Here is a 21,743-nt window from a genome sequence, read left to right as displayed (position 1 = left end):
CCGGGCCGCTCAAGCCACGGGCGGCTCCCGGGTCACGCCCAGCAGTTCATCGACATGGGCCAGCGTGCCCGGATCCTTCAACACCACTTGCAGCCACTGATGCAGGGACATCTCTCCCCAGCGCGCTGCCTTCTCGGCCAAGTAGGCCACCGGGCTGTGGGGCTCGGTGCGTCGGAAAAAAGCCGCCACCTCACGCAGTTGCCGCAAGGCCTGCTCGCGGCTGAGCGGCGCCCCGACAGGAGCCATCCGGGGCGCATCCTGCGCCGGGTGCGCTGGCAGGGGTTGATCGCTCGCCGCCTCCGGCGGACGGTCGGCCGACACCCCAGCGCTCTTGCACAGCCGGCCGATCTCATGGGCGGCGGCATCCAAGGCTTCACGCGCCGCAGCAAAGCTCGGGCCCTCCTCGCCCAGGCGATCGTCGCAAAACGCCTGCAGTGCCGCCAGTTGGTCTTGGCATGCTCGCACGGCCGACTCGACGGCCAGCAATTGCGGCGTCGGTGTCTCGCGGATGGCACGCTGCAACTGATCCATCGTCAGCCGCCCCTCGGCCAGTTCAGCCGCTGCGTCGGGATGGCGCTCCATCTGCTGCTGGAGCTGCCGCGCCGCCGCCCAATCACGCAAGCTGTGACGAGCGGACGTGATCGGCAGATCTTGGGCCAGGCCAACGATGCGATGCAGCAGCCAGGCCAGGTTCCCGATGCGTTGCGTCGCGTCGCCATCCTCGGGCAGTGGATGCAGATGGTCCCAGTGACGCTCGCACAGCGCAACACACAAGTGCAGCCCCTCTGCCAGCCCCGCATAGCCGCGCTGCATGGCCGCGGCCTCCGTCCACCACATTGCCAAACGCAAATCTTTGCTGCGCTCGGCCAATAGCTTGGCACACAAGGCTTCCACCCCCGGCCAGTCGGCCACCTTCAAGGCAGTGACCCAGGCCCCCTGATCGAGACTGGGATCGTCTTCGCGCCGCATTTCGCGGATGGCATCGAATTCACCCGAAAACGAAAGGTCTTCGCCGCAGGGTTGCTCCAGAGACAAAGGTTCAATCAGACGCGGGTCCATGCACGAGGTTCAGGTTGCAGCCACGAGACGCGCAGGATACTGAAAGCCCTTCATCACAATCGCTACAAATTGCGACAAACCCTCAAGCATGGGGGCAGGCCATGCCACGGCCGATGCTGACCGCGGGAGCCCGCGCCAAACTCGAGCTCTGAGAAGAGAACGTCGGGAAAGAGAAGATGGAGGCGGAGGCCGGAATCGAACCGGCGTACACGGCTTTGCAGGCCGCTGCATAACCACTTTGCTACCCCGCCCTGGGGGAAGGCTGCGACGACTCGCCAAAGGCACGAGCCGCCAAAGCCTCTCACTGGCAACGAATGCTACCAATGAAAAAGGGAAGCTGCTTGGATCCAGGAGATCTGAAGAAGCTTCCCTTTCAGCATCTGGAGCGGGAGACGAGTCTCGAACTCGCGACCTCAACCTTGGCAAGGTTGCGCTCTACCAACTGAGCTACTCCCGCATGGGCTCCGTCGATTCGCTACTGACTTTCGTTTTCGAAGTCTTTAGCGTTTCGCAGAAGCTCGCATTATAGGCGAATTTTTTTTCGTTGTGCAAGCCCTCTGTCATTCATGCCGAGCACGCGGCCTGCCCCCCCTCAATGCGTGAGGACGTCGGCACTGCTGCCAGCCACCGGGGACTCCTTGGCGGCCTCGACCTTGACCGCATCCTCCTCGGGCAGCGGCACGGGCTTGGACACCAGCGCCGTCTCCAGCACCTTGTCGATCCACTTCACCGGAATGATCTCGAGCTGGCTCTTCACGTTCTCAGGGATTTCCTGCAAATCCTTGACATTCTCTTCGGGGATGAGCACGGTCTTGATGCCACCTCGATGGGCTGCAAGCAGCTTCTCCTTCAGGCCACCGATGGCCGTGACCTCGCCGCGCAAGGTGATCTCACCCGTCATCGCCACATCCGCCCGCACGGGAATGCCCGTCAGGGCCGACACCATGGCGGTGGTCATGGCAATACCCGCACTCGGACCATCTTTCGGGGTCGCGCCATCGGGCACATGGATGTGGATGTCGCGCTTCTCGAACATTTCGTCCTTGATCCCCAGGCGCCGGGCACGCGAGCGCACCACCGAACGCGCCGCCTCGACCGACTCTTTCATCACTTCGCCGAGCTGACCGGTGCGGATCGTGTTGCCTTTACCGGGCATCACCGCCGCTTCGATGGTCAAGAGATCACCACCGACCTCGGTCCACGCCAAGCCCATGACCTGGCCCACCTGGTTCTCTTGTTCGGCACGGCCATACTGGAACTTACGCACACCGAGAAACTCGTTGAGGTTGTCCTCCGTGACGACGACCTTGCCCTGATACTTTTTGAGCGCCTGGCCTTTGACGACCTTGCGGCAAATCTTGGAGATTTCACGCTCGAGCGACCGCACTCCGGCCTCACGGGTGTAGTAGCGGATGATCCCTCGGATGGCCGACTCGGTCACCTCCAGCTCATCGTCCTTCACACCGTTGTTCTTGCACTGCTTGGGCAACAAATAGCGCTGCGCGATATTGACCTTCTCGTCCTCGGTGTAGCCAGACAGGCGGATCACCTCCATGCGGTCGAGCAACGCCGGCGGGATGTTCAGCGAGTTGGACGTCGCCACGAACATCACATCGGACAGGTCGAAGTCGACCTCGACGTAGTGATCGCTGAAGGTATGGTTCTGCTCGGGGTCGAGCACCTCCAACAGCGCCGACGACGGGTCCCCACGGAAATCCATGCCCAGCTTGTCGATCTCGTCGAGCAGGAACAGCGGGTTGCGCACCCCCACCTTGGTCAGACTCTGCAGCACCTTGCCCGGCATCGAGCCGATATAGGTGCGGCGGTGGCCGCGGATTTCGGCCTCGTCACGCACGCCCCCCAGGGCCATGCGCACGAATTTACGCCCGGTGGCACGCGCCACGGACTGCCCTAGCGAGGTCTTGCCGACGCCCGGGGGGCCCACCAGACACAAAATGGGCGCCTTGACCTTGTCCACACGCTGCTGGACGGCCAGGTACTCGAGAATGCGCTCTTTGACCTTGTCCAGGCCATAGTGGTCCTGGTTGAGCACTTCCTCGGCGTGCACCAGGTCATGCTTGATCTTGGTCTTCTTGCTCCACGGCAGATTGACCAGGGTGTCGATGTAATTGCGCACCACCGTGGCCTCGGCCGACATCGGCGACATCAGCCGCAGTTTCTTCAGCTCGCTCTCGGCTTTCTTGCGCGCCTCCTTGGGCATGCGCGCGGCCTTGATGCGTTTTTCGAGCTCCTCGAGGTCGGCGCCTTCCTCACCCTCGCCCAGCTCTTTCTGGATGGCCTTGACCTGTTCGTTCAGGTAGTACTCGCGCTGGCTCTTCTCCATCTGACGCTTGACGCGGCCACGAATGCGCTTTTCCACCTGCAGGATATCGACCTCATGCTCGAGCTGCTCGAGCAGGCGCTCCAGGCGCTTGGCCACCGAGAACAGGTCGAGCACGGCCTGCTTGTTCTCCAACTTCAGCGGCAAATGGGCGGCGATCGTGTCGGCCAGGCGCCCCGCATCGTCGATCCCGGCGATCGAGGTGAGAATTTCGGGCGGAATCTTCTTGTTGAGTTTGACGTACTGGTCAAACTGCTGGGTGACGGCGCGGCGCAAGGCCTCGATCTCCGCAGAGCTCTCGGTCTCGGGCGGCACTGGACGCACCACCGCAACGAAATGATCACCGCGGTCATCGATGCGGTCGGTGGTGGCCCGCTGCAACCCTTCGACCAGCACCTTCACGGTGCCATCGGGCAACTTGAGCATCTGCAGGATGCTGGACACGCACCCCACGGAGAACATGTCATCCGGGCGGGGCTCGTCTTTGCCTGCGGCCTTCTGAGCCACGAGCATGATCTGACGGCCAGCCTCCATGGCCGATTCCAGCGCTTTGATCGATTTGGGTCGCCCCACGAACAGCGGGATGACCATGTGGGGGAAAACCACGACGTCACGCAACGGCAGCAGGGGCAGCTCGATGGGATCGGCGGGTAAAACGGGATGTCCAGACATCACAGACCTCTCTTTCTCAAGCCGGATGTGGGGCTCGAGAGTTCAATTGCAAGACGGGCGCACCTGGGGCAACAGGCGCCCCCTTGCCCTCAGGCGCTGGCCTTGGCCTGCTCGCGATAGACCAGCAGGGGCTTGGTGTTTTCTTCGATGGTGTGTTCGTCCACCACCACCTTGGCCACACCGTCCAAGGCAGGCAGGTCGAACATGGTGTCGATCAGGGCCTGTTCCATGATCGAACGCAAACCACGGGCACCGGTCTTGCGCGCCAGGGCCTTGCGGGCGATGGACACCAATGCCGAAGGACGGACTTCCAGTTCGACACCGTCCATGGCAAAGAGTTTCTGATACTGCTTGACCAGGGCGTTTTTGGGCTCGGTCAAGATCTGCACCAGCGCGTCCTCGGTCAATTCGCCCAAGGTGGCCACCACCGGCAGACGGCCCACCAATTCAGGGATCAGGCCGAACTTGATCAAGTCCTCCGGCTCGACATCGCGGAACACGTCCGACAGCCTGCGCTCGGACTTGCTCTTGACCGAAGCGGCAAAGCCGATACCGGACTTCTCCGATCGGTTTTGGATGATTTTCTCCAGCCCATCGAAAGCCCCACCGCAGATGAACAGGATGTTGGTCGTGTCGATCTGCAAAAAATCCTGGTTGGGATGCTTGCGCCCCCCCTGAGGTGGCACGGAGGCCATGGTACCTTCGATCAGCTTGAGCAGCGCCTGCTGCACTCCTTCGCCAGAGACATCGCGCGTGATCGAGGGGTTGTCGGCCTTGCGCGAGATCTTGTCGATCTCGTCGATGTAGACGATGCCGCGCTGCGCGCGTTCGACGTCGTAGTTGCAGTTTTGCAGCAGCTTCTGAATGATGTTCTCGACGTCCTCGCCCACGTAGCCCGCCTCGGTCAGCGTGGTGGCATCGGCAATCACGAAGGGCACGTTGAGCAACCGCGCCAAGGTCTGGGCCAGCAGGGTTTTACCCGAGCCGGTCGGGCCGATGAGCAGGATGTTGCTCTTGGCCAACTCGACATCATCCTTCTTGCCCGCCTGAGCGCTCATGTGTTTGAGGCGCTTGTAGTGGTTGTAGACCGCCACCGACAAAATGCGCTTGGCCGTCTCCTGCCCGATCACGTATTGATCGAGGCTGGCCTTGATCTCGGCCGGGGTGGGCAGGTCGGAGCGGGCCGTGCGGCCTTCTGCGGACTCGGCCGGCACCTCGTCGCGGATGATGTCATTGCACAGGTCGATGCACTCGTCGCAAATGAACACCGACGGCCCGGCAATGAGCTTCTTCACCTCGTGCTGGCTCTTGCCGCAAAAGGAGCAATACAAGACTTTCTCGCTGGAAGAGCCTTTTTTCTCGGGCATGGTTCGGGACTCGGCTGAGAGGGTGCTTGTCGAAGATGATAAGTCAAAAGAAAACGGGGCCCGGGTCGAAGGAAAGGCCCCGTTTACTGTCCTGTTTTTTGGACCGTCCACGGCAGGCACGGCCCTGAGCGTTCGGTCCTACTCGCGGCGCTCGAGCACGCGGTCGATCAGGCCATAGGCCTGCGCTTCCGGGGCCCCCATGAAATAGTCCCGCTCGGTGTCGGCCTGGATCTTCTCCAGGGGCTGGCCGGTCCGCTCGGACAGGATGCGGTTGAGTTGATCGCGCGTCTTGAGGATTTCCCGGGCGTGGATCTCGATGTCCGAGGCCTGCCCCTGGGCGCCGCCCAAGGGCTGGTGGATCATGATTTTCGAGTTCGGCAGCGCAAAGCGCTTGCCCTTGGCGCCGGCAGCCAGCAAGAACGCGCCCATGCTGGCGGCCATGCCCATGCACAGCGTGGACACGTCCGGCTTGATGAACTGCATGGTGTCGTAGATCGACATGCCGGCACTCACGCTGCCGCCGGGAGAGTTGATGTACAGCGAAATGTCCTTGTCCGGGTTCTCGCTTTCCAGAAATAGCAGTTGGGCCACCACCAGGTTGGCGGTTTGGTCGTTCACCGGCCCGACCAGGAAGATCACACGCTCGCGCAGCAGGCGGCTGTAGATGTCGTAGGCGCGCTCGCCGCGGCCGGACTGTTCGATGACGATGGGCACCATGCCCAAGTTCTGGATATCCAGGGAGCTCATGAAGTCGATCCTTGCGATGCGCACGAGAGGAAGTTGGAAGCAGAGCCGATTATGGCTGTTCGCCCGTGCCCGCGCCGACGACCCGGGCAGGAAAAGCGAACGGGGCGCGCGCCTTCGCCCGGCGCAGCGCCCCGTGGCGGGCTTCACGCGGGATCAGGCCCCCATGAGTTCATCGAAGGGCAGGGTCTTGTCCACCACCTTGGCGCGCGACAGCACGAAGTCCGTGACGTTGTTTTCGAGCACCACCGCCTCGACCTCCGCCAGACGCTGCATGTCGCTGTAGTACCACCGCACGACCTCCTCTGGCTTCTCGTAGCTCTGGGCCAGCTCTTCGATGTGGGCCTTGATCTGCTCGGGCTGGGCCTTGAGGTCATGCGCTTTGACCAGTTCGGCCACCACCAGACCCAGGCGCACCCGACGCTCGGCCTGTGGGCGGAACATCTCGGCCGGAATCGGCGCCTTGTCGGCATCCTTGACCCCACGGGCTTTCAGGTCCGCACGGGCTGCCTCGGTCATGCGCTCGACCTCGCTTTGCACCAAGGCCTTGGGCACGTCGAGTTCAGCCACCTTGAGCAAGGCATCCATCACGGCGCTCTTGTTGCGGGCCAACACACGGAACTTCACCTCACGCTCGAGATTCTTGCGGATGTCGGCCCGCAAGGCTTCGACCGAACCATCGGCAATGCCCAACGAGCGAGCAAAGTCCTCGTTCACCTCAGGCAACTGCTGGGCCTCGACCTTCTTCAGGGTGACGAGAAAGTCGGCCTCCTTGCCGGCAACGTCCTTGCCGTGATAATCATCCGGAAACTTCAACGGGAAGGTTTTGGACTCACCGGCCTTCATGCCGCGCACAGCCTTCTCGAAGGCTTCGAGCATGCGGCCCTCGCCCAGCAAGAACTGGAATCCCTCGGCTTTGCCGCCCTCGAACGGCACCCCGTCAATCTTGCCTTCGAAATCGATGGTCACGCGGTCACCATCGGCAGCCGGCTCCGCAGCCGGGCGTTGGTGGAACGTGCGGCGCTGCTTGCGCAGGATCTCCAACGTCTTGTCGATGGCCGCATCGGTCACTTCGGAGGACACACGCTCGACTTCGGTGCTCGACAGGTCGCCGATTTTGACTTCCGGATAGACCTCAAACGTCGCATCGAAGGTCAGCTGCCCCTCGGGGGCGCCCTCTTTCTCGGTGATGCGCGGCACGCCGGCCACCCGCAGCTGAGCCTCATTGGCAGCCTTGGCGAAGGCTTCGCCGACTTTGTCGTTCATCACCTCGTATTGCACCGCAGAACCATAGCGCTGGGCGACGATGCTCAGAGGCACTTTGCCGGGACGGAAACCGTCGGCCTTGACGGTGCGGGCCAGGCGCTTGAGGCGGGATTCGACCTCGTTCTTGATGACCTCGGCCGACAGCGTCAGCGTGATCTTGCGTTCCAGTTTGTCGAGGGTTTCAACAGTCACGGCCATGGTGATCTCTCTCGTTTGAATGTGGTGCGCGGGGGGGGACTCGAACCCCCACACCATCGCTGGCGTCAGGACCTAAACCTGGTGCGTCTACCAATTTCGCCACCCGCGCAAATCGAAAGGGGAGCGGCCTGCTCCCCTTTAGGTGTTCCTATGGGTGTTCCAGGAAACCGCAAATTTTAACCCGGCGTCGAACCGTGGGGCTCTTTCACCCGGAACCAGGCGGCATACATCGCCGGCAACGCCAGCAGGGTCAGGACCGTGGCCACGATCAGTCCCCCCATGATGGCCACGGCCATGGGGCCCCAGAAGATGCTTCTGGACAGCGGGATCATCGCCAACACGGCCGCCGCGGCCGTCAGCAAAATGGGCCGCAGCCGACGCACGGCGGCCTCGACCACCGCCTGCCAGTCGGGCACGCCGCGCGCGCGATCTTGTTCGATCTGATCGATGAGAATGACCGAGTTGCGCATGATCATTCCCATCAGCGCAATCACCCCCAGCAAGGCCACAAAGCCAAACGGACGGTTCAGGATCAGCAAGGCAGCAGCCACGCCGGCAATGCCCAAGGGCGCGGTCAGGAAAACCAAGGCTGCACGACTGAAGCTGTGCAACTGCAGCATCAGCAAGGTGAACGTGATGAAAAGCATGACCGGCACGCCCGCAGCGATCGAGCCCGTGCCTTTGTTGCTTTCGGCCACGGTGCCGGCCATCTCGATGCGATAGCCTGCCGGCAGCCTGGCGCGGATCGCATCGAGCTGCGGATCGATTTGGAAGCTCACGGTGGCCGGCTGCAATCCTTCCACGACATCGCCCTGCACGGTCACGGCATAGTCGCGGCCCTCGCGCCAGAGCACTCCGGGCTCCCAGACGAATTCCGCGCGGGCCACCTGGGTGAGCGGAATGCTACGGCCGCTGGCCGTGGGCACATAGGCGTTGTACAAGTCGGTCAGCGCGGCGCGTTCGTGCGCCGGTGTCCGCAGCACGATGTCGATCAGCTTGTCACCGTCTCGGTACTGCCCGATGGTATTGCCGGTTTGCGCCGTGCGCAGCGCCTGCGCAATGGCCTGACTGGTCACCCCCAAGGCGCGGGCGCGCGTCTGGTCGATGTCCAGGCGCAACACCTTGATCGACTCGTTCCAGTTGTCGTTGACGCCACGCAGGTTGGGGTTGGCCCGCATCACGGCCTTGACCTCGTCTGCGATGCGCCGCACCTCGGCCGGATCGGTGCCCATCACCCGAAACTGCACCGGGTAAGGCACCGGCGGACCGTTGGGCAGCAATTTCACCCGGCCTCGCACCTCGGGGAACTCCTCGGCCAGCAGGGCCGGCAGCCGGCGTCGCAGTGCCTCGCGGGCCGGAAGATCCTTGGGCATCACGATCATCTGGCTGACGTTGGACTGCGGAAAGATCTGGTCGAGCACGAGCGCGAAACGCGGCACACCACTGCCCACCCAGGTGCTCACCGTGGCCACCCCCTCCTCTTTCATCAGCCGCGCCTCGACACGACGCGCCACTTCCTCGGTGGCCTGGAAGGATGCCCCTTCGGGCAACCACAGGTCCACCAGCACTTCCAGCCGGTTGGAATCAGGGAAGAACTGCTGTTGCACACGCCCCATGCCCAGCAGCCCCAACACCAATGACAGCACGGTCACGCCGATGGTGATCCACCGATGGCGCACGCACCACCCCACCCATCGCCGAAAACGGTTGTAGAACGGTGTGTCGAACACCTCGTGCGGCCCTGGGTCGGCATGCGCGCGCACCTTGAGCAACACCGTGCCGAGGTAAGGCACGAAGTAGACCGAAACGACCCACGAGATCACCAGGGCGGCCGCCGTGACCGCAAAAATCGCAAAGGTGTATTCGCCCACGGCCGATTTGGCCAGACCAATGGGCAAGAAGCCCACCGCGGTGATCAGGGTGCCGGTGAGCATGGGCATGGCGGTGATCTCATAGGCCGCCGTGGCGGCTCGCAGCTTGTCGTAGCCCTCCTCGAGTTTGCGCACCATCATCTCGACGGCGATGATCGCGTCATCGACCAGCAAGCCCAGTGCAATGATCAGCGAGCCCAGCGAAATCTTGTGCAGACCGACGCCCCAAAAGTACATGGTGACGAAGGTGATCGCCAAGACCAGTGGGATGGTGATGGCCACCACCATGCCCGGACGCCAGTCCAGCCGCAGCGGCCGCACGTGCAGCCCCAAGCTGACGAAACTGACGGCCAACACGACCACCACGGCCTCGATCAATACTTTGACGAACTCGTTGACCGAGCGCGAGACCACGGAGGACTGATCCTGGAACTGCGTCATCTCGATGCCCACGGGCAGCTCGGAGCGGATCTGGCTGACGACCTTTTCCAGGTCACGACCCAGGCGGATGATGTCGCCCCCCTTGGCCATCGACACCCCCAAAGCCAACACTTCCTGGCCTTGGTGGCGCACTTTGACTTGCGGCGGATCGACATAGCCTCGTCGCACCTCGGCAATGTCCCCCAGCCGCAGGGTGTTGCCCCCCGCACGGATGGGGAAGGCCCGCAGCTCCTCCTCCGAATTGAAGGGGCCGCTGACGCGCAACTGCACCTGATCGGTCGGCAGCGTCACGACCCCCGCAGACACGATCGCGTTTTGCTGGCCCAGCTGGGCGATCACTTGATTGAAGTCCAGCCCCAGCTGCGCCAAGCGCGCCTGTGAGACTTCGATATAGATCTTCTCGTCCTGCGCGCCAAAGATTTCGACTTTGGCCACGTCCGGCACGCGCAGCAGCCGCTGACGCACTCGGTCGGCATACTCCTTCAGCTCGCGCGGGCTGAAGCCATCGGCGGATAGGGCATAGATCGCCCCATACACATCGCCGAACTCGTCATTGAAGAACGGCCCGATCACCCCCTGCGGCAAGCTGCCGCGCATGTCGTTGACTTTCTTGCGCGTCTGGTACCAGATCTGCTGGAGCTCCTCGGGCGGCGAGGAGTCGGCCACCTGGAAGATGATCAGCGTCTCTCCCGGCTTGGAGTAACTGCGGATGATGTCCGCATAGGGCACCTCCTGCAGCGTGCGCTCGATCTTGTCCGTGACCTGGTCGGCGATCTGCTGTGCCGTGGCGCCGGGCCAATAGGCCCGCACCACCATGGCCCGGAAGGCAAACGGCGGATCCTCGTCCTGACCGAGCTGGAAGTAGGCTGCAAAGCCCAGCATCATCAGGACGACGAGCAAGTAGCGTGTGAGCGCCGAATGTTCGAGCGCCCAGCGAGAGATGTTGAAGCGGCGCTCTTCCGAGGCCGGCAAGGGATGTGATCTCACGAATGACCTCGTCCTCTAGAGTCAGGGGGCGATGCGGACTCAGGGAGCACTGCGCGAGGCGGTCTCCAACGCGCCGGGAGCTGAGGCCGGCGCCGCCGGCGTCGTGCCCTCACGATAGATCCGCACACGCTGTCCAGGGGTCAGCACATGCACGCCTGCGGTGACGATCGTCTGGCCCGGCTTCAGCCCGCTGCGCACCACCACCTCATTGCCGTCGCTGCCTGCCAGCTCCACGGGATGCAAGTTCACCGCCATGGTGTCTGGGTCGACCACCCAGACATGGGTGCGGCCCTGATGCTCGCGCAACGCCGACAAGGGCAGCTTGGCCACACCGGCCTGTGCCGGCTGCTGGATCACCACCGTGGCGGTGCGCCCCAAGGGCACGTCCGTCAACCCCAGGTCGGCCTTGACCGTGTAGGTGCGCGTGATGGGGTCCGCTGCAGCGGCCACCTCGCGGATGCGCGCCTCGATGGAGCGCCCTTCCTGCCCCCACAGGCGCACCTGTACCGGCACGCCGGCAGCGGCCAGCGCGCGCACGGCTTCGAGTTGATCCTCGGGGACTGCGAATACGGCATCGCGCGGGCCGTCATGCGCCAAACGGAGTACTGCCATGCCCGCACCCAAGACCATGCCGGGCTCGGCCTCGATCGCGGTGACCACCCCCGAGACATCGGCCACCAAATTCGCGTAGGCCGCTTGATTGCCCTGCACATTGGCCTGCGCCTGCGCTTGGGCCCATTGAGCCCGTGCCGCCTTGAGGGCCGTCTCACGGCGCTCCAGTTCGGACGAACTGATGAAACCCTGGGCCCGCAGCTCGCTGAAGCGCCGGAAGTCGGCCTCGGCCTGCTCCAGGTTCGCCTGGGCCGCCGACACGGCGGCGCGCGCGGCCTGCTCGCCCAAACGCAGATCCCGGGCATCCAGCACGGCCAATACCTGCCCAGCACGCACCTTGTCGCCAAGATTCACGTGACGCTGCACCATCTTGCCCGGCACACGAAAGCCCAGCCGAGACTCCGTGCGCGCCCGCACCTCCGCCGCGTACTCCTGCTGCTGCCGTGCCGACGAAGCAGCCAGGGTCAGGGTCCGCACCGCGCGCACCGGTTCTTGCGGCGGCGGCGTGCGGGTACAGCCCGTCAGCACCAGCGAAACCAGCGCAAGGATGACGGCAGAAACAAGCGTAGGCTGAGGCATCACAAGACCTTGAGCGAAAAAACGTCCATACCGCTTGCTCACCCCCGAGGCTGCGCACCAGCCCTGCGCGAGAGAGCCCAGTGGAATCCCGAGGATGGCAAATGCCCGAAAATTACTGACTGACTGGTCAGTACTCTAAATTTCGTCCGCCCCCCCTGTCAAGGCCGAAGCTGCGGAGGCTCCGCCCGCAAAACGCATGGACAATCGCCCCCGTGAGTGTGAAGCACTATGAAAACTTTCCCGTGGCGTCCTGGCTGTGCCCTGCGGCACTGCGCCCGGCCGTCGCTGCCCTTTACTGGTACGCCCGCACGGCGGACGACTTGGCCGACGAAGGCCGCCGCAGTCCGGCGCAACGCTTGTCCGACTTGGCGGCCTACCGGCGCGACCTGGCGGCCACGGTGGCCGGCCAGCCAGTGTCGCAGCGTTGGCCCCACATTTTCATCCCCCTGGGACAAGCCCTGGCGCGCCATCGCTGGCCAGTGCATTTGCTGGAAGACCTGCTCAGCGCCTTCGAGCAAGATGTCGTCAAGCACCGCTACGTGGACCGGCAAGACCTGCTGGACTATTGCCGGCGTTCGGCCAACCCGATCGGGCGGCTGATGCTGCATCTGCTGAACATCGATGACGAAGTGTCGCTGCGGCAGTCCGACAACATTTGCACGGCTTTGCAGCTGATCAACTTCTGGCAAGACCTCGGAGAGGACGCCCAGCGCGGCCGGCTGTACATCCCTCTGGAGGACTGCGCCCGCCACCGTGTGCCACCAGCCTCGCTGCTGGCACGGCACGAAACGCCGGGCACCCAGCCCCTGGTGCGCGACATGGTCGAATGGGCGCGCCGCCTGATGGACGAAGGCGCTCCGTTGGCGCAGCGTGTGCGAGGACGATTCGGCTGGGAACTGCGCCTGGTCATACAAGGAGGACTGCGCATCCTTGAGAAAATTCACCGCCTCGACTACGCCACCCTCCACTGTCGTCCCGTGTTGCACCGCCTCGATGCCCCGATCCTGCTGTGGCGTGCGCTGCGGATGCCTCGTCTGACCGCCCCATGACGCCACAGCAATACGTTCAGGACAAAGCCGCCGCCAGCGGGTCGAGCTTCTACTACGCCTTTCTTTTCCTGCCGCCGCCCCGCCGCGCAGCCATCACCGCGTTTTATGCCTTTTGCCGAGAGGTCGATGACGTGGTCGACGAAGTCAGCGACCCGGGTGTCGCGCAGGCCAAACTGGGCTGGTGGCGTCGCGAGGTGGCCGCATCCTTTGCCGGGCGTCCGAGCCATCCGGTCATGCAAGCCTTGATGCCCCACGTTGCGATCTACGGGATTCGAGCCGACCAGCTACTGGCCGTCATCGAGGGATGTCAGATGGACCTCGATCAAACCCGCTACCTCGACTATGCCGGGCTGCAACGCTACTGCCATCTCGTGGCCGGGGTGGTCGGCGAGGTCGCCAGCAGCATCTTCGGTCGCACCGAAGCCCGCACCATCGACTATGCGCACCGCCTCGGCCTGGCTTTGCAGCTGACCAACATCATCCGTGACGTGGGAGACGACGCACGCCGTGGGCGCATCTACCTGCCGGTCAACGAGCTCCAGCAATTCGACGTGAAAGCCCACGAGATCCTGAACCGCGTCTACAGCGATCGATTCACCGCCTTGATGCGATTTCAGGCCGAGCGAGCCCACCGCTGCTACGACGAGGCCCTGGCCCTGCTGCCCGCAGCCGACCGGGCCTCGCAGAAGCCTGGCCTGATGATGGCCAACATCTATCGCACTCTCTTGCGCGAAGTGGAATCCACCGGCTTCCAGGTGCTGCACCAACGCATCGCGCTGACCCCGCTGCGCAAGCTGTGGATCGCGTGGCGGACTCACTGGCGGGAGCGCTGAGCATGAGCCAGCGACTGGCGGTGATCGGCGCCGGCTGGGCCGGCTGCGCAGCGGCCGTGCAGGCCGTGGACGAGGGTTTCGATGTCACCCTGTACGAAATGGCCTCTCACCTGGGAGGACGTGCCCGACGGGTGGACATCGAAGGGCTGGCCTTGGACAACGGACAACACATCCTGATGGGCGCCTACACCGAATGTCTACGGCTGATGCGGCAGGTGGGCGTGCGCACGACGCTGGACTTGCTACGCACGCCATTGCAGCTGATTCATGCCGATGGCAGCGGCCTGCGGCTGGGTGCGGGCCGAGCCGCGCCAGCGCTGCTGAAGGCCATTGCCGCCCAGCGGGGATGGACCCGCGGTGAACGCCTGGCTTTGCTGCGCCAGGCCACCCTGTGGACGCTGCGCCGCTTCCGCTGCGCCCCTGAGCTCACCGTGGCTCAGTTGTGTGCCAACCTGCCCGTGCGAGTGCGCGACGAGCTCATCGACCCCTTGTGCGCGGCCGCCTTGAACACACCGGCACACCGAGCCAGTGCGGCCGTTTTCTTGCGCGTGCTGCGCGACACCCTCGGATCCGGGCCTGGCAGCAGCGACCTGCTCCTGCCACGCACCCACCTCAGCGCCCTGTTTCCCGACCCCGCCGCCCGCTGGCTGGAACGCGCTGGCGCGCGGGTGCGGCGCCATCACCGCGTGACCGCACTGCAGCGCCACGCGCCCCATGGCTGGCGGGTCGATGGCGAAGCTTACGACGCAGTGATCCTTGCGTGCCCGCCCGGCGAGGCAGCCCGCCTGTGCCGACCCCATGCCCCAGCTTGGGCCGAGCAAGCCGAAAGCCTGAGCTTCGAACCCATCGTGACCGTCTACGCCCATGCCGACGGTGCCCGACTCCCGCAGCCGATGCTGGCCCTGCGCAGCCATGACGCCGCGCCGGCCCAGTACGTGTTCGACCGCGGCCAGCTCAATGGCCCCACCGGCTTGCTCGCCTTCGTGATCAGTGCGGCGAGCCCATGGGTCAGCCGGGGTTTGGAGGCCACCGCCCAGGCCGTTTGCGAGCAAGCCCATCGCGAATTGTCGCGTTACCTGCGCCCCCCCTTGCGAGTGATCCGCAGCATCGTCGAAAAACGAGCGACATTCCTGTGCGAGCCCGGGCTGCAACGCCCATCGGCCACCATTGCGCCAAGCCTGTGGGCCGCCGGTGACCACGTCAACGGCCCCTACCCCGCCACCTTGGAAGGCGCCGTACGCGCCGGCGTGGCCGCCGCCCGGCTTGCGGCAGCCAGCCTCTGGTGATTTCGCCATGCAAAAACGCATCATTTCAGGTGACAATCACGGCATGAGAAAGTCCGACGGCCACTCCCCTACCATCCAGGTCCTGGAGCGCATGTTCGCCTTGCTGGACGTGCTGGCCGCCCACCAGGATCCAGTCTCACTCAAAGAAATCAGCGCCCAAACCGGACTGCACCCGTCCACCGCCCACCGCATCCTGAACGACCTGGCCACCGGGCGTTTCGTCGATCGGCCCGAAGCCGGCAGCTACCGGCTGGGCATGCGGCTCTTGGAACTGGGCAATCTCGTCAAGGCCCGCCTGGACGTGCGTGACGCCGCCCTGGGGCCGATGCGCGAGCTGCACAAGCTCACGCATCAACCGGTCAATCTGTCAGTCCGCCAGGGAGACGAGATCGTCTACATCGAACGCACCTACAGCGAACGCTCCGGCATGCAAGTGGTGCGCGCCGTGGGGGGGCGCGCCCCGCTGCACCTGACCTCGGTCGGCAAGCTCTTTTTGGCCCAGGACGACCCCCAGCGCGTGCGCGCCTATGCGACCCGCACCGGGTTGGCGGGCCACACCCGCAACAGCATCACCGACTTGGCCACACTCGAACGCGAATTGGCCCGGGTGCGCCAGTTGGGCTATGCGCGCGACAACGAGGAACTCGAGCTGGGGGTGCGTTGCATGGCGGCCGGCATACGTGACGACCAGGGCAAACTGGTGGCCGGCCTGTCGATCTCCGCCCCGGCCGATCGCCTCGAAGAGTCCTGGCTCGAGCGCCTACAGTCCACGGCGGCGCAGATTTCTGCGGCTTTGGGCTACCGCGGCTGAAGCCGACGATCGGCCGCCACCCCGCCGCGCCGGTCGATGCTCAAGACGTCACCCGCGGACTGCCGTGGCCGCCTCCCGCCCCGGCAGCCCCCAGTCCACGCTCCAACAGCCAGCGACGCACCCGCTCGGCATCGCCCAGTCGGGAGAAACGCCCGGCCGAGTCGAGAAAGACCATGATCAGCTTGCGGCCGGCCAGCTCAGCCTGCATCACCAGGCAACGACCGGCTTCGGCGATGTAGCCCGTCTTTTGCAGCCCGATGTCCCACGTCGGATTGAAGACCAAGCCATTGGTGTTGCGATATTTGAGCTGCCGATTGCCGACCACCACCTGATACTCCGGCGAGGTCGACAACTCCCGGATCAAGGGCACCTCATAGGTCGCCTTCACCAAGACGGCCAAATCGCGGGCGCTGGATTGGTTGCGACTGGACAGGCCCGTCGGCTCGACGAAGCGCGTGTCATGCATGCCCAGTTCCTGGGCCTTCCGGTTCATCGCCGCCACGAACGGTCCCAAACCGCCCGGGTAATGCCGTCCCAAGGCGTGGGCCGCCCGGTTCTCCGACGACATCAGCGCCAGATGCAGCATTTCTTCGCGGCTCAGGCGGGTCCCTACCGCCAAGCGGGAACGGCTGCCCTTTTCGGTGTCGATGTCCTCCCGCGTGATGGTCAGCATCTCGTCCAAAGGCTGGCCGGCTTCGATCACCACCAGCGCCGTCATCAGCTTGGTCAACGAGGCAATCGGCAGCACGGCCTGAGAGTTCTTGCTGAACAGCACCTCTTCGGTGTCCTGGTCGAGCACCAAGGCCACACTGGATTTCAGATCCAGAGGATCATCGACCGCATGCAGACCGAAGGCCTGCCCGTACGACACTGGCGAGCTCGTCGGTGCGGCCGTGACACGCTGTACCACGGTCCGCTTGGCCGCCACCGCGGCCCCTCTGGCCGACACCCGCGGACGCGACGAACGGACCTCGGAACGGCTGCTGCGCTTGGCCGATCGGGCCACGGGCTTCTTGCGCTGCGATTCCACCACCGCGCGCTTGCTGGCCGACGCCGTCGGGCGCTTTGCCCCCTCCTGTGCCGCCAGCAGCGGTCCGGACGCGCACACCCCTACCACCAGGGCCAGTCCGGCCACCAGCCCTTGCCACGTTTTCGCCCAAGCCAACCGCATCACTGCCCAACTCCCGCAGTCTTTGCGGGGGAGTGTAGGCGATCAGAAAAATGCAGGCAAGATCAAAAACTTACGCAATATTTCTCAAGTTCCATCGAAAACATGGGGCCTCACGAGCCCTGCCCCCGGACTCAACCCTGGGCCGCCACCCGCTCACTCTTGCTGTGCAGCTTGTTCAAGGCGGCGAGATAGGCCTTGGCCGAGGCCACCACGATGTCCGGGTCGGCCCCCACGCCATTGACCACCCGGCCCCCGTGCTGCAGCCGGATCGTCACCTCCCCCTGCGATTCCGTGCTGCCCGACGTGATGGCATTGACCGAATACAGCAGCATCTCCGCCCCGCTCTGCACATGGGCTTCGATGGCCTTCAAGCTGGCATCCACCGGGCCGTTGCCATGGCTTTCGCCATGGATCTCCCGATCGCCGGCGGCGAAAACCACCTTGGCGTGCGGGCGCTCGCCCGTTTCGGAGTGCTGAGACAGCGCCAACAAACGGTAGTGCTCATGTTCGTTGGTCACGCTCTCATCGCCCACCAGTGCGATGATGTCCTCGTCGAAGATCTCACTCTTGCGATCCGCCAATTCCTTGAACTTGGCAAACGCCGCGTTGATCTCGGCCTCGGATTCCAGCTCGATGCCCAGCTCCTGCAAACGCTGTTTGAAGGCGTTGCGCCCCGACAGCTTGCCCAGCACGATCTTGTTGGCGGTCCAGCCCACGTCCTCCGCACGCATGATCTCGTAGGTGTCGCGGGCTTTGAGCACACCGTCTTGGTGGATGCCCGATGCATGCGCAAACGCATTGGCGCCTACCACGGCCTTGTTGGGCTGGACCACGAAACCGGTGATCTGCGACACCAGCCGCGAGGCCGGCACGATCTGCGTGGTGTCGATGCCCACCTCCAGCCCGAAGTAGTCACGACGCGTGCGCACAGCCATCACGACTTCTTCCAGCGAGCAATTGCCGGCCCGCTCGCCCAGGCCATTGATGGTGCATTCGACCTGGCGCGCGCCGCCGATTTGCACACCGGCCAGCGAGTTGGCCACTGCCATGCCCAAATCGTTGTGGCAATGCACCGACCACACCGCCTTGTCGGAATTCGGGATGCGCTCGCGCAACGTCTTGATGAAGTTGCCATACAGCTCGGGCACCGCATACCCCACCGTGTCCGGAATGTTGATGGTGGTGGCACCTTCGTCGATCACGGCCTCCAGCACACGGCACAGAAAATCGATGTCCGAGCGATAGCCATCCTCGGGAGAAAACTCCACATCACCGCACAGATTGCGCGCGAAACGCACTGCCAGCCGGGCCTGCTCGTACACCTGCTCCGGCGTCATGCGCAGCTTCTTTTCCATGTGCAGCGGGCTGGTGGCGATGAAGGTGTGGATGCGTGCGGAGGCCGCCCCCTTCAGGGCTTCGGCGGCGCAACTGATGTCGCGGTCGTTGGCCCGTGCCAGCGAGCACACGGTAGAGCCCTTGATGTGGTCGGCAATCGACTTGACCGCCTCGAAGTCGCCGTTGGATGCCGCCGCAAACCCCGCCTCGATCACGTCCACGCGCAAGCGTTCGAGCTGACGAGCGATGCGCAGCTTCTCGTCCTTGGTCATCGAAGCGCCGGGAGACTGCTCCCCGTCGCGCAGCGTGGTGTCGAAGATGATCAGCTTATCGGCCATGATGGGCTCCGTGGGGATACGATGCGGTGAAAACGAAACGGCCCGCGGGCTGGGTGCGCTGGCGGGCCGTTCGTGCTGGAAACCGTTGACGAAGACGATCAGCGTGCCCGCGGCACTCCTAGGGGTAGCAAGGACATCGTCAGGACAGAAACCATGGAAACAATATAGCACCGATCAGCGGTGCAGCCCCTGCTCGTCGGGTTCGTCCGTGGACACGGCGATCACACTGACCGGCTTGCCCTTGGCCTTGCGGTAGCCATAAACCCCATAACCCGAAAAGCCATAGACCACGAACAGCACGAACAACACGACCGGCGGGTGGTAGGCGATCAGCGCGAAACCCAAGGCGATGGCCACCACCACCACAAAGGGCACGCTATGGCGAAAACTCACGTCCTTGAAGCTGTAAAACGGCACGTTGGTGACCATGGTCAACCCGGCATAGAGCGTGAGCGCGAACGCTCCCCAGGTCAGCCAGTCGATGCGCGAGGCCCCCCGGTAGCCCAGGTCGTCCATCACCCAGATGAAGCCCACCACCAGCGCCGCCGCCGCCGGGCTGGGCAGCCCCTGGAAAAAGCGCTTGTCGACCACCGAAATGTTGGTGTTGAAGCGCGCCAGGCGCAAGGCCGCTCCAGAGCAATAGACGAAGGCGGCGATCCAGCCCAGCTTGCCCAACCCCTTGAGCGCCCATTCGTACACGATGAGCGCCGGCGCGGCGCCAAAGGACACCATGTCCGACAGGCTGTCCATCTGCTCGCCGAACGTGCTTTGGGTGTTGGTCATGCGCGCCACCCGCCCGTCCAGACTGTCCAGCACCATCGCACAGAAGATGCCCACGGCGGCCAAATCAAAGCGATCGTTCATCGCCATCACGATGGCGTAGAAGCCACCGAACAACGCCGCCAACGTGAACAGATTGGGCAGGATGTAAATGCCCTTGCGACGCGGGCGCGCAGCCTCCTCGTGCAAGGCCTCAACGGATTCCGGCGTTTCGTTCATTGCTGTGGAAGCAAGGCCAGAATGGTGGAAGTGGCCGCCACTTTGTCGCCCGGGGCCACCCGGGGCGTGGCCTCGACCGGCAAGTAAACATCCACCCGGGAGCCAAAGCGGATGAACCCGTAGCGCTGCCCCTTTTCGACCACATCGCCCGGCCTCACGTAGCACAGGATGCGTCGGGCAATCAATCCGGCCACCTGAACCAAGGTCACGGTGTGCGGGCCCGATTCGATCACTACGGCATTGCGCTCGTTCTCCAACGACGCCTTGTCCAGGTCGGCATTGATGAACAGCCCCGGGAAATACTGCACTTTGACGACCCGGCCATCGACGCTGATGCGGTTGGAATGCACGTTGAAGACGTTCATGAACACGCTGATGAGCAGCGCGTCGCGGTCGGCGTAGGGGTCACGGACCTTTTCGACCTTCACGATACGGCCATCGGCCGGCGACAGCACCGCGCCGACGTCTGCCGGAACCGGCCGGGGTGGATCGCGGAAGAACTGCACCACGAAGGCCAGCACCAGCCAGCACAGAATGGCCACGAAACCCGTCAAAAAGAAGGAGGCGAAGACCGCCACGAAAAAAGCAATGGCGATGAAAGGCCAGCCTTCCTTCGCAAGAAAAGGATGGGGATAGTTCATGGGCGCGAGGATACAACAGCCCGGCGAGAAAAAAAGCCGCGAGGCAGGCCTCGCGGCTCGATCGGCGCTGATCGCGACGGTCGTGCCATCAGTTCTTGGACTGGTCCACCAGGCGGTTCTTGCGGATCCAAGGCATCATCGCGCGAAGCTGCTCGCCCACGACCTCGATCGGGTGTTGGGCGGTCAACCGACGGCGCGACAGCAACGTCGGCGCGCCCGCCTTGTTTTCCAGGATGAAGCTCTTGGCGTACTCGCCGGTCTGAATGTCTTTCAGGCACTGACGCATGGCCTGCTTGGTCTGCTCGGTGATCACCCGCGGCCCGGTGACGTACTCTCCGTACTCGGCATTGTTCGAAATCGAGTAGTTCATGTTGCCGATACCGCCTTCGTAGATCAAATCCACGATCAGCTTGAGCTCGTGCAGGCATTCGAAATAAGCCATCTCTGGCGCATACCCGGCTTCCACCAAGGTTTCGAACCCCGCCTTGATCAGCTCGACCGTACCGCCGCACAGCACGGCCTGCTCGCCGAACAGGTCGGTCTCGGTTTCCTCACGGAAACTGGTTTCGATGATGCCGGCCTTGCCACCGCCGTTGGCCACCGCGTAGCTCAAGGCCAAATCCCGCGCCTTGCCGCTCCTGTCCGCATGCACGGCGATCAGATGGGGCACACCACCGCCTTGGGTGTAGGTAGCCCGCACGGTGTGACCCGGCGCCTTGGGGGCGACCATCCACACATCCAGGTCCTCGCGAGGAATCACTTGCCCATAGTGCACGTTGAATCCATGCGCGAAAGCCAGCGAGGCGCCTTGCTTGATATGGGGTTCGACCTCGTTCTTGTAGACGCTGGCGATTTGCTCGTCGGGCAGCAGAATCATCACCACATCGGCCGTCTTCACTGCCTCGGGGATCTCAGCCACCTTCAGGCCGGCCTTCTCGGCTTTGCCCCAAGAGGCGCCGCCACGCCGCAACCCCACCGTCACCTTCACGCCGCTGTCATTGAGGTTCTGCGCATGAGCATGGCCTTGCGAGCCATAGCCGATGATGGTGACATTCTTGCCTTTGATCAGGCTCAGGTCGGCGTCCTTGTCGTAATAGACCTTCATGGTGTTCTCCAGGTTGTCCGGTTGGGAAGGGTCGGGGA

At 63.9% G+C, this 21,743-nt stretch carries 16 protein-coding genes and 3 tRNA genes; 4 read left to right on the top strand and 15 right to left on the bottom strand.

Annotated features, from left to right (window positions below):
* Positions 1 to 9 precede the first annotated feature (9 nt).
* From tssA to CTA01S_RS13965, 10 genes are all read right to left on the bottom strand, one after another.
* Complete coding sequence (gene tssA, locus CTA01S_RS14010) at positions 10 to 1,059, bottom strand: type VI secretion system protein TssA (RefSeq protein WP_062196419.1); 1,050 nt, start codon at positions 1,057 to 1,059, stop codon at positions 10 to 12.
* A gap of 177 nt (positions 1,060 to 1,236) precedes the next feature.
* A tRNA-Cys gene (locus tag CTA01S_RS14005) sits at positions 1,237 to 1,310 on the bottom strand.
* 130 nt (positions 1,311 to 1,440) lie between these two features.
* Positions 1,441 to 1,516: transfer RNA gene (locus CTA01S_RS14000), tRNA-Gly, on the bottom strand.
* 135 nt (positions 1,517 to 1,651) lie between these two features.
* Positions 1,652 to 4,072: an endopeptidase La gene (lon, locus tag CTA01S_RS13995; RefSeq protein ID WP_062196417.1), complete on the bottom strand. Its 2,421-nt coding sequence runs from the start codon at positions 4,070 to 4,072 to the stop codon at positions 1,652 to 1,654.
* Positions 4,073 to 4,161: 89 nt separating this feature from the next.
* Positions 4,162 to 5,439, bottom strand: a complete 1,278-nt coding sequence (gene clpX / locus CTA01S_RS13990; RefSeq protein ID WP_019560301.1) for an ATP-dependent Clp protease ATP-binding subunit ClpX — start codon at positions 5,437 to 5,439, stop codon at positions 4,162 to 4,164.
* A 138-nt stretch (positions 5,440 to 5,577) separates the two neighbouring features.
* On the bottom strand, positions 5,578 to 6,186 hold the full coding sequence (gene clpP, locus CTA01S_RS13985; RefSeq protein ID WP_019560302.1) for an ATP-dependent Clp endopeptidase proteolytic subunit ClpP: 609 nt from the start codon (positions 6,184 to 6,186) through the stop codon (positions 5,578 to 5,580).
* Positions 6,187 to 6,339: 153 nt separating this feature from the next.
* Positions 6,340 to 7,647, bottom strand: coding sequence for a trigger factor (gene tig, locus CTA01S_RS13980; RefSeq protein WP_062196415.1), 1,308 nt, complete (start codon positions 7,645 to 7,647; stop codon positions 6,340 to 6,342).
* 22 nt (positions 7,648 to 7,669) lie between these two features.
* A tRNA-Leu gene (locus tag CTA01S_RS13975) sits at positions 7,670 to 7,756 on the bottom strand.
* 67 nt (positions 7,757 to 7,823) lie between these two features.
* Positions 7,824 to 10,946 carry an efflux RND transporter permease subunit gene (locus CTA01S_RS13970; protein WP_305781984.1) on the bottom strand — a complete coding sequence of 1,041 codons (3,123 nt, stop codon included), beginning with the start codon at positions 10,944 to 10,946 and terminating at the stop codon, positions 7,824 to 7,826.
* A 39-nt stretch (positions 10,947 to 10,985) separates the two neighbouring features.
* Positions 10,986 to 12,137: an efflux RND transporter periplasmic adaptor subunit gene (locus tag CTA01S_RS13965; RefSeq protein WP_062196411.1), complete on the bottom strand. Its 1,152-nt coding sequence runs from the start codon at positions 12,135 to 12,137 to the stop codon at positions 10,986 to 10,988.
* 212 nt (positions 12,138 to 12,349) lie between these two features.
* Here CTA01S_RS13965 and hpnC point away from each other — a divergent pair, with 212 nt between their 5' ends.
* Genes hpnC through CTA01S_RS13945 form a run of 4 tightly spaced genes read left to right on the top strand, consistent with a single transcriptional unit; the run spans position 12,350 to position 16,116 of the window.
* Entirely contained in the window at positions 12,350 to 13,186 is an 837-nt protein-coding gene (gene hpnC, locus CTA01S_RS13960) for a squalene synthase HpnC (RefSeq protein ID WP_084362436.1), read from the top strand.
* A complete protein-coding gene (gene hpnD, locus CTA01S_RS13955; protein WP_062196407.1) occupies positions 13,183 to 14,019 on the top strand; it encodes a presqualene diphosphate synthase HpnD in 837 nt (278 codons plus the stop codon). Before hpnC ends, hpnD begins: the two co-directional genes overlap by 4 nt.
* A 2-nt stretch (positions 14,020 to 14,021) precedes the next feature.
* Complete coding sequence (gene hpnE / locus CTA01S_RS13950; RefSeq protein ID WP_062196404.1) at positions 14,022 to 15,305, top strand: hydroxysqualene dehydroxylase HpnE; 1,284 nt, start codon at positions 14,022 to 14,024, stop codon at positions 15,303 to 15,305.
* A 43-nt stretch (positions 15,306 to 15,348) separates the two neighbouring features.
* Positions 15,349 to 16,116 (top strand): IclR family transcriptional regulator, encoded by a 768-nt coding sequence (locus tag CTA01S_RS13945; protein ID WP_026330079.1) that lies wholly within the window; start codon positions 15,349 to 15,351, stop codon positions 16,114 to 16,116.
* Between the two features lie 40 nt (positions 16,117 to 16,156).
* Here the strand turns inward: CTA01S_RS13945 and pbpG are convergent, their stop codons facing one another.
* The 5 genes from pbpG to ilvC form a co-directional block, all read right to left on the bottom strand.
* Positions 16,157 to 17,287 carry a D-alanyl-D-alanine endopeptidase gene (gene pbpG, locus CTA01S_RS13940; protein WP_062196402.1) on the bottom strand — a complete coding sequence of 377 codons (1,131 nt, stop codon included), beginning with the start codon at positions 17,285 to 17,287 and terminating at the stop codon, positions 16,157 to 16,159.
* A gap of 131 nt (positions 17,288 to 17,418) precedes the next feature.
* A complete protein-coding gene (locus tag CTA01S_RS13935) occupies positions 17,419 to 18,960 on the bottom strand; it encodes a 2-isopropylmalate synthase (protein ID WP_062196400.1) in 1,542 nt (513 codons plus the stop codon).
* Positions 18,961 to 19,134: 174 nt separating this feature from the next.
* The gene (pssA, locus tag CTA01S_RS13930) at positions 19,135 to 19,959 is read right to left on the bottom strand and encodes a CDP-diacylglycerol--serine O-phosphatidyltransferase (protein ID WP_062196398.1); all 825 of its coding nucleotides are present in this window, start codon (positions 19,957 to 19,959) and stop codon (positions 19,135 to 19,137) included.
* Entirely contained in the window at positions 19,956 to 20,600 is a 645-nt protein-coding gene (locus CTA01S_RS13925; protein WP_062196396.1) for a phosphatidylserine decarboxylase, read from the bottom strand. Before CTA01S_RS13925 ends, pssA begins: the two co-directional genes overlap by 4 nt.
* 88 nt (positions 20,601 to 20,688) lie before the next feature.
* The gene (gene ilvC, locus CTA01S_RS13920) at positions 20,689 to 21,705 is read right to left on the bottom strand and encodes a ketol-acid reductoisomerase (protein ID WP_019560314.1); all 1,017 of its coding nucleotides are present in this window, start codon (positions 21,703 to 21,705) and stop codon (positions 20,689 to 20,691) included.
* Positions 21,706 to 21,743 lie beyond the last annotated feature (38 nt).

Origin of the sequence: Caldimonas taiwanensis NBRC 104434 (assembly GCF_001592165.1) — a bacterium.
Classification (GTDB): Bacteria; Pseudomonadota; Gammaproteobacteria; order Burkholderiales; family Burkholderiaceae_C; genus Caldimonas; species Caldimonas manganoxidans.
Note: the sequence above shows the minus strand (reverse complement) of the source record. Positions and strands in the feature narration are given on the sequence as shown.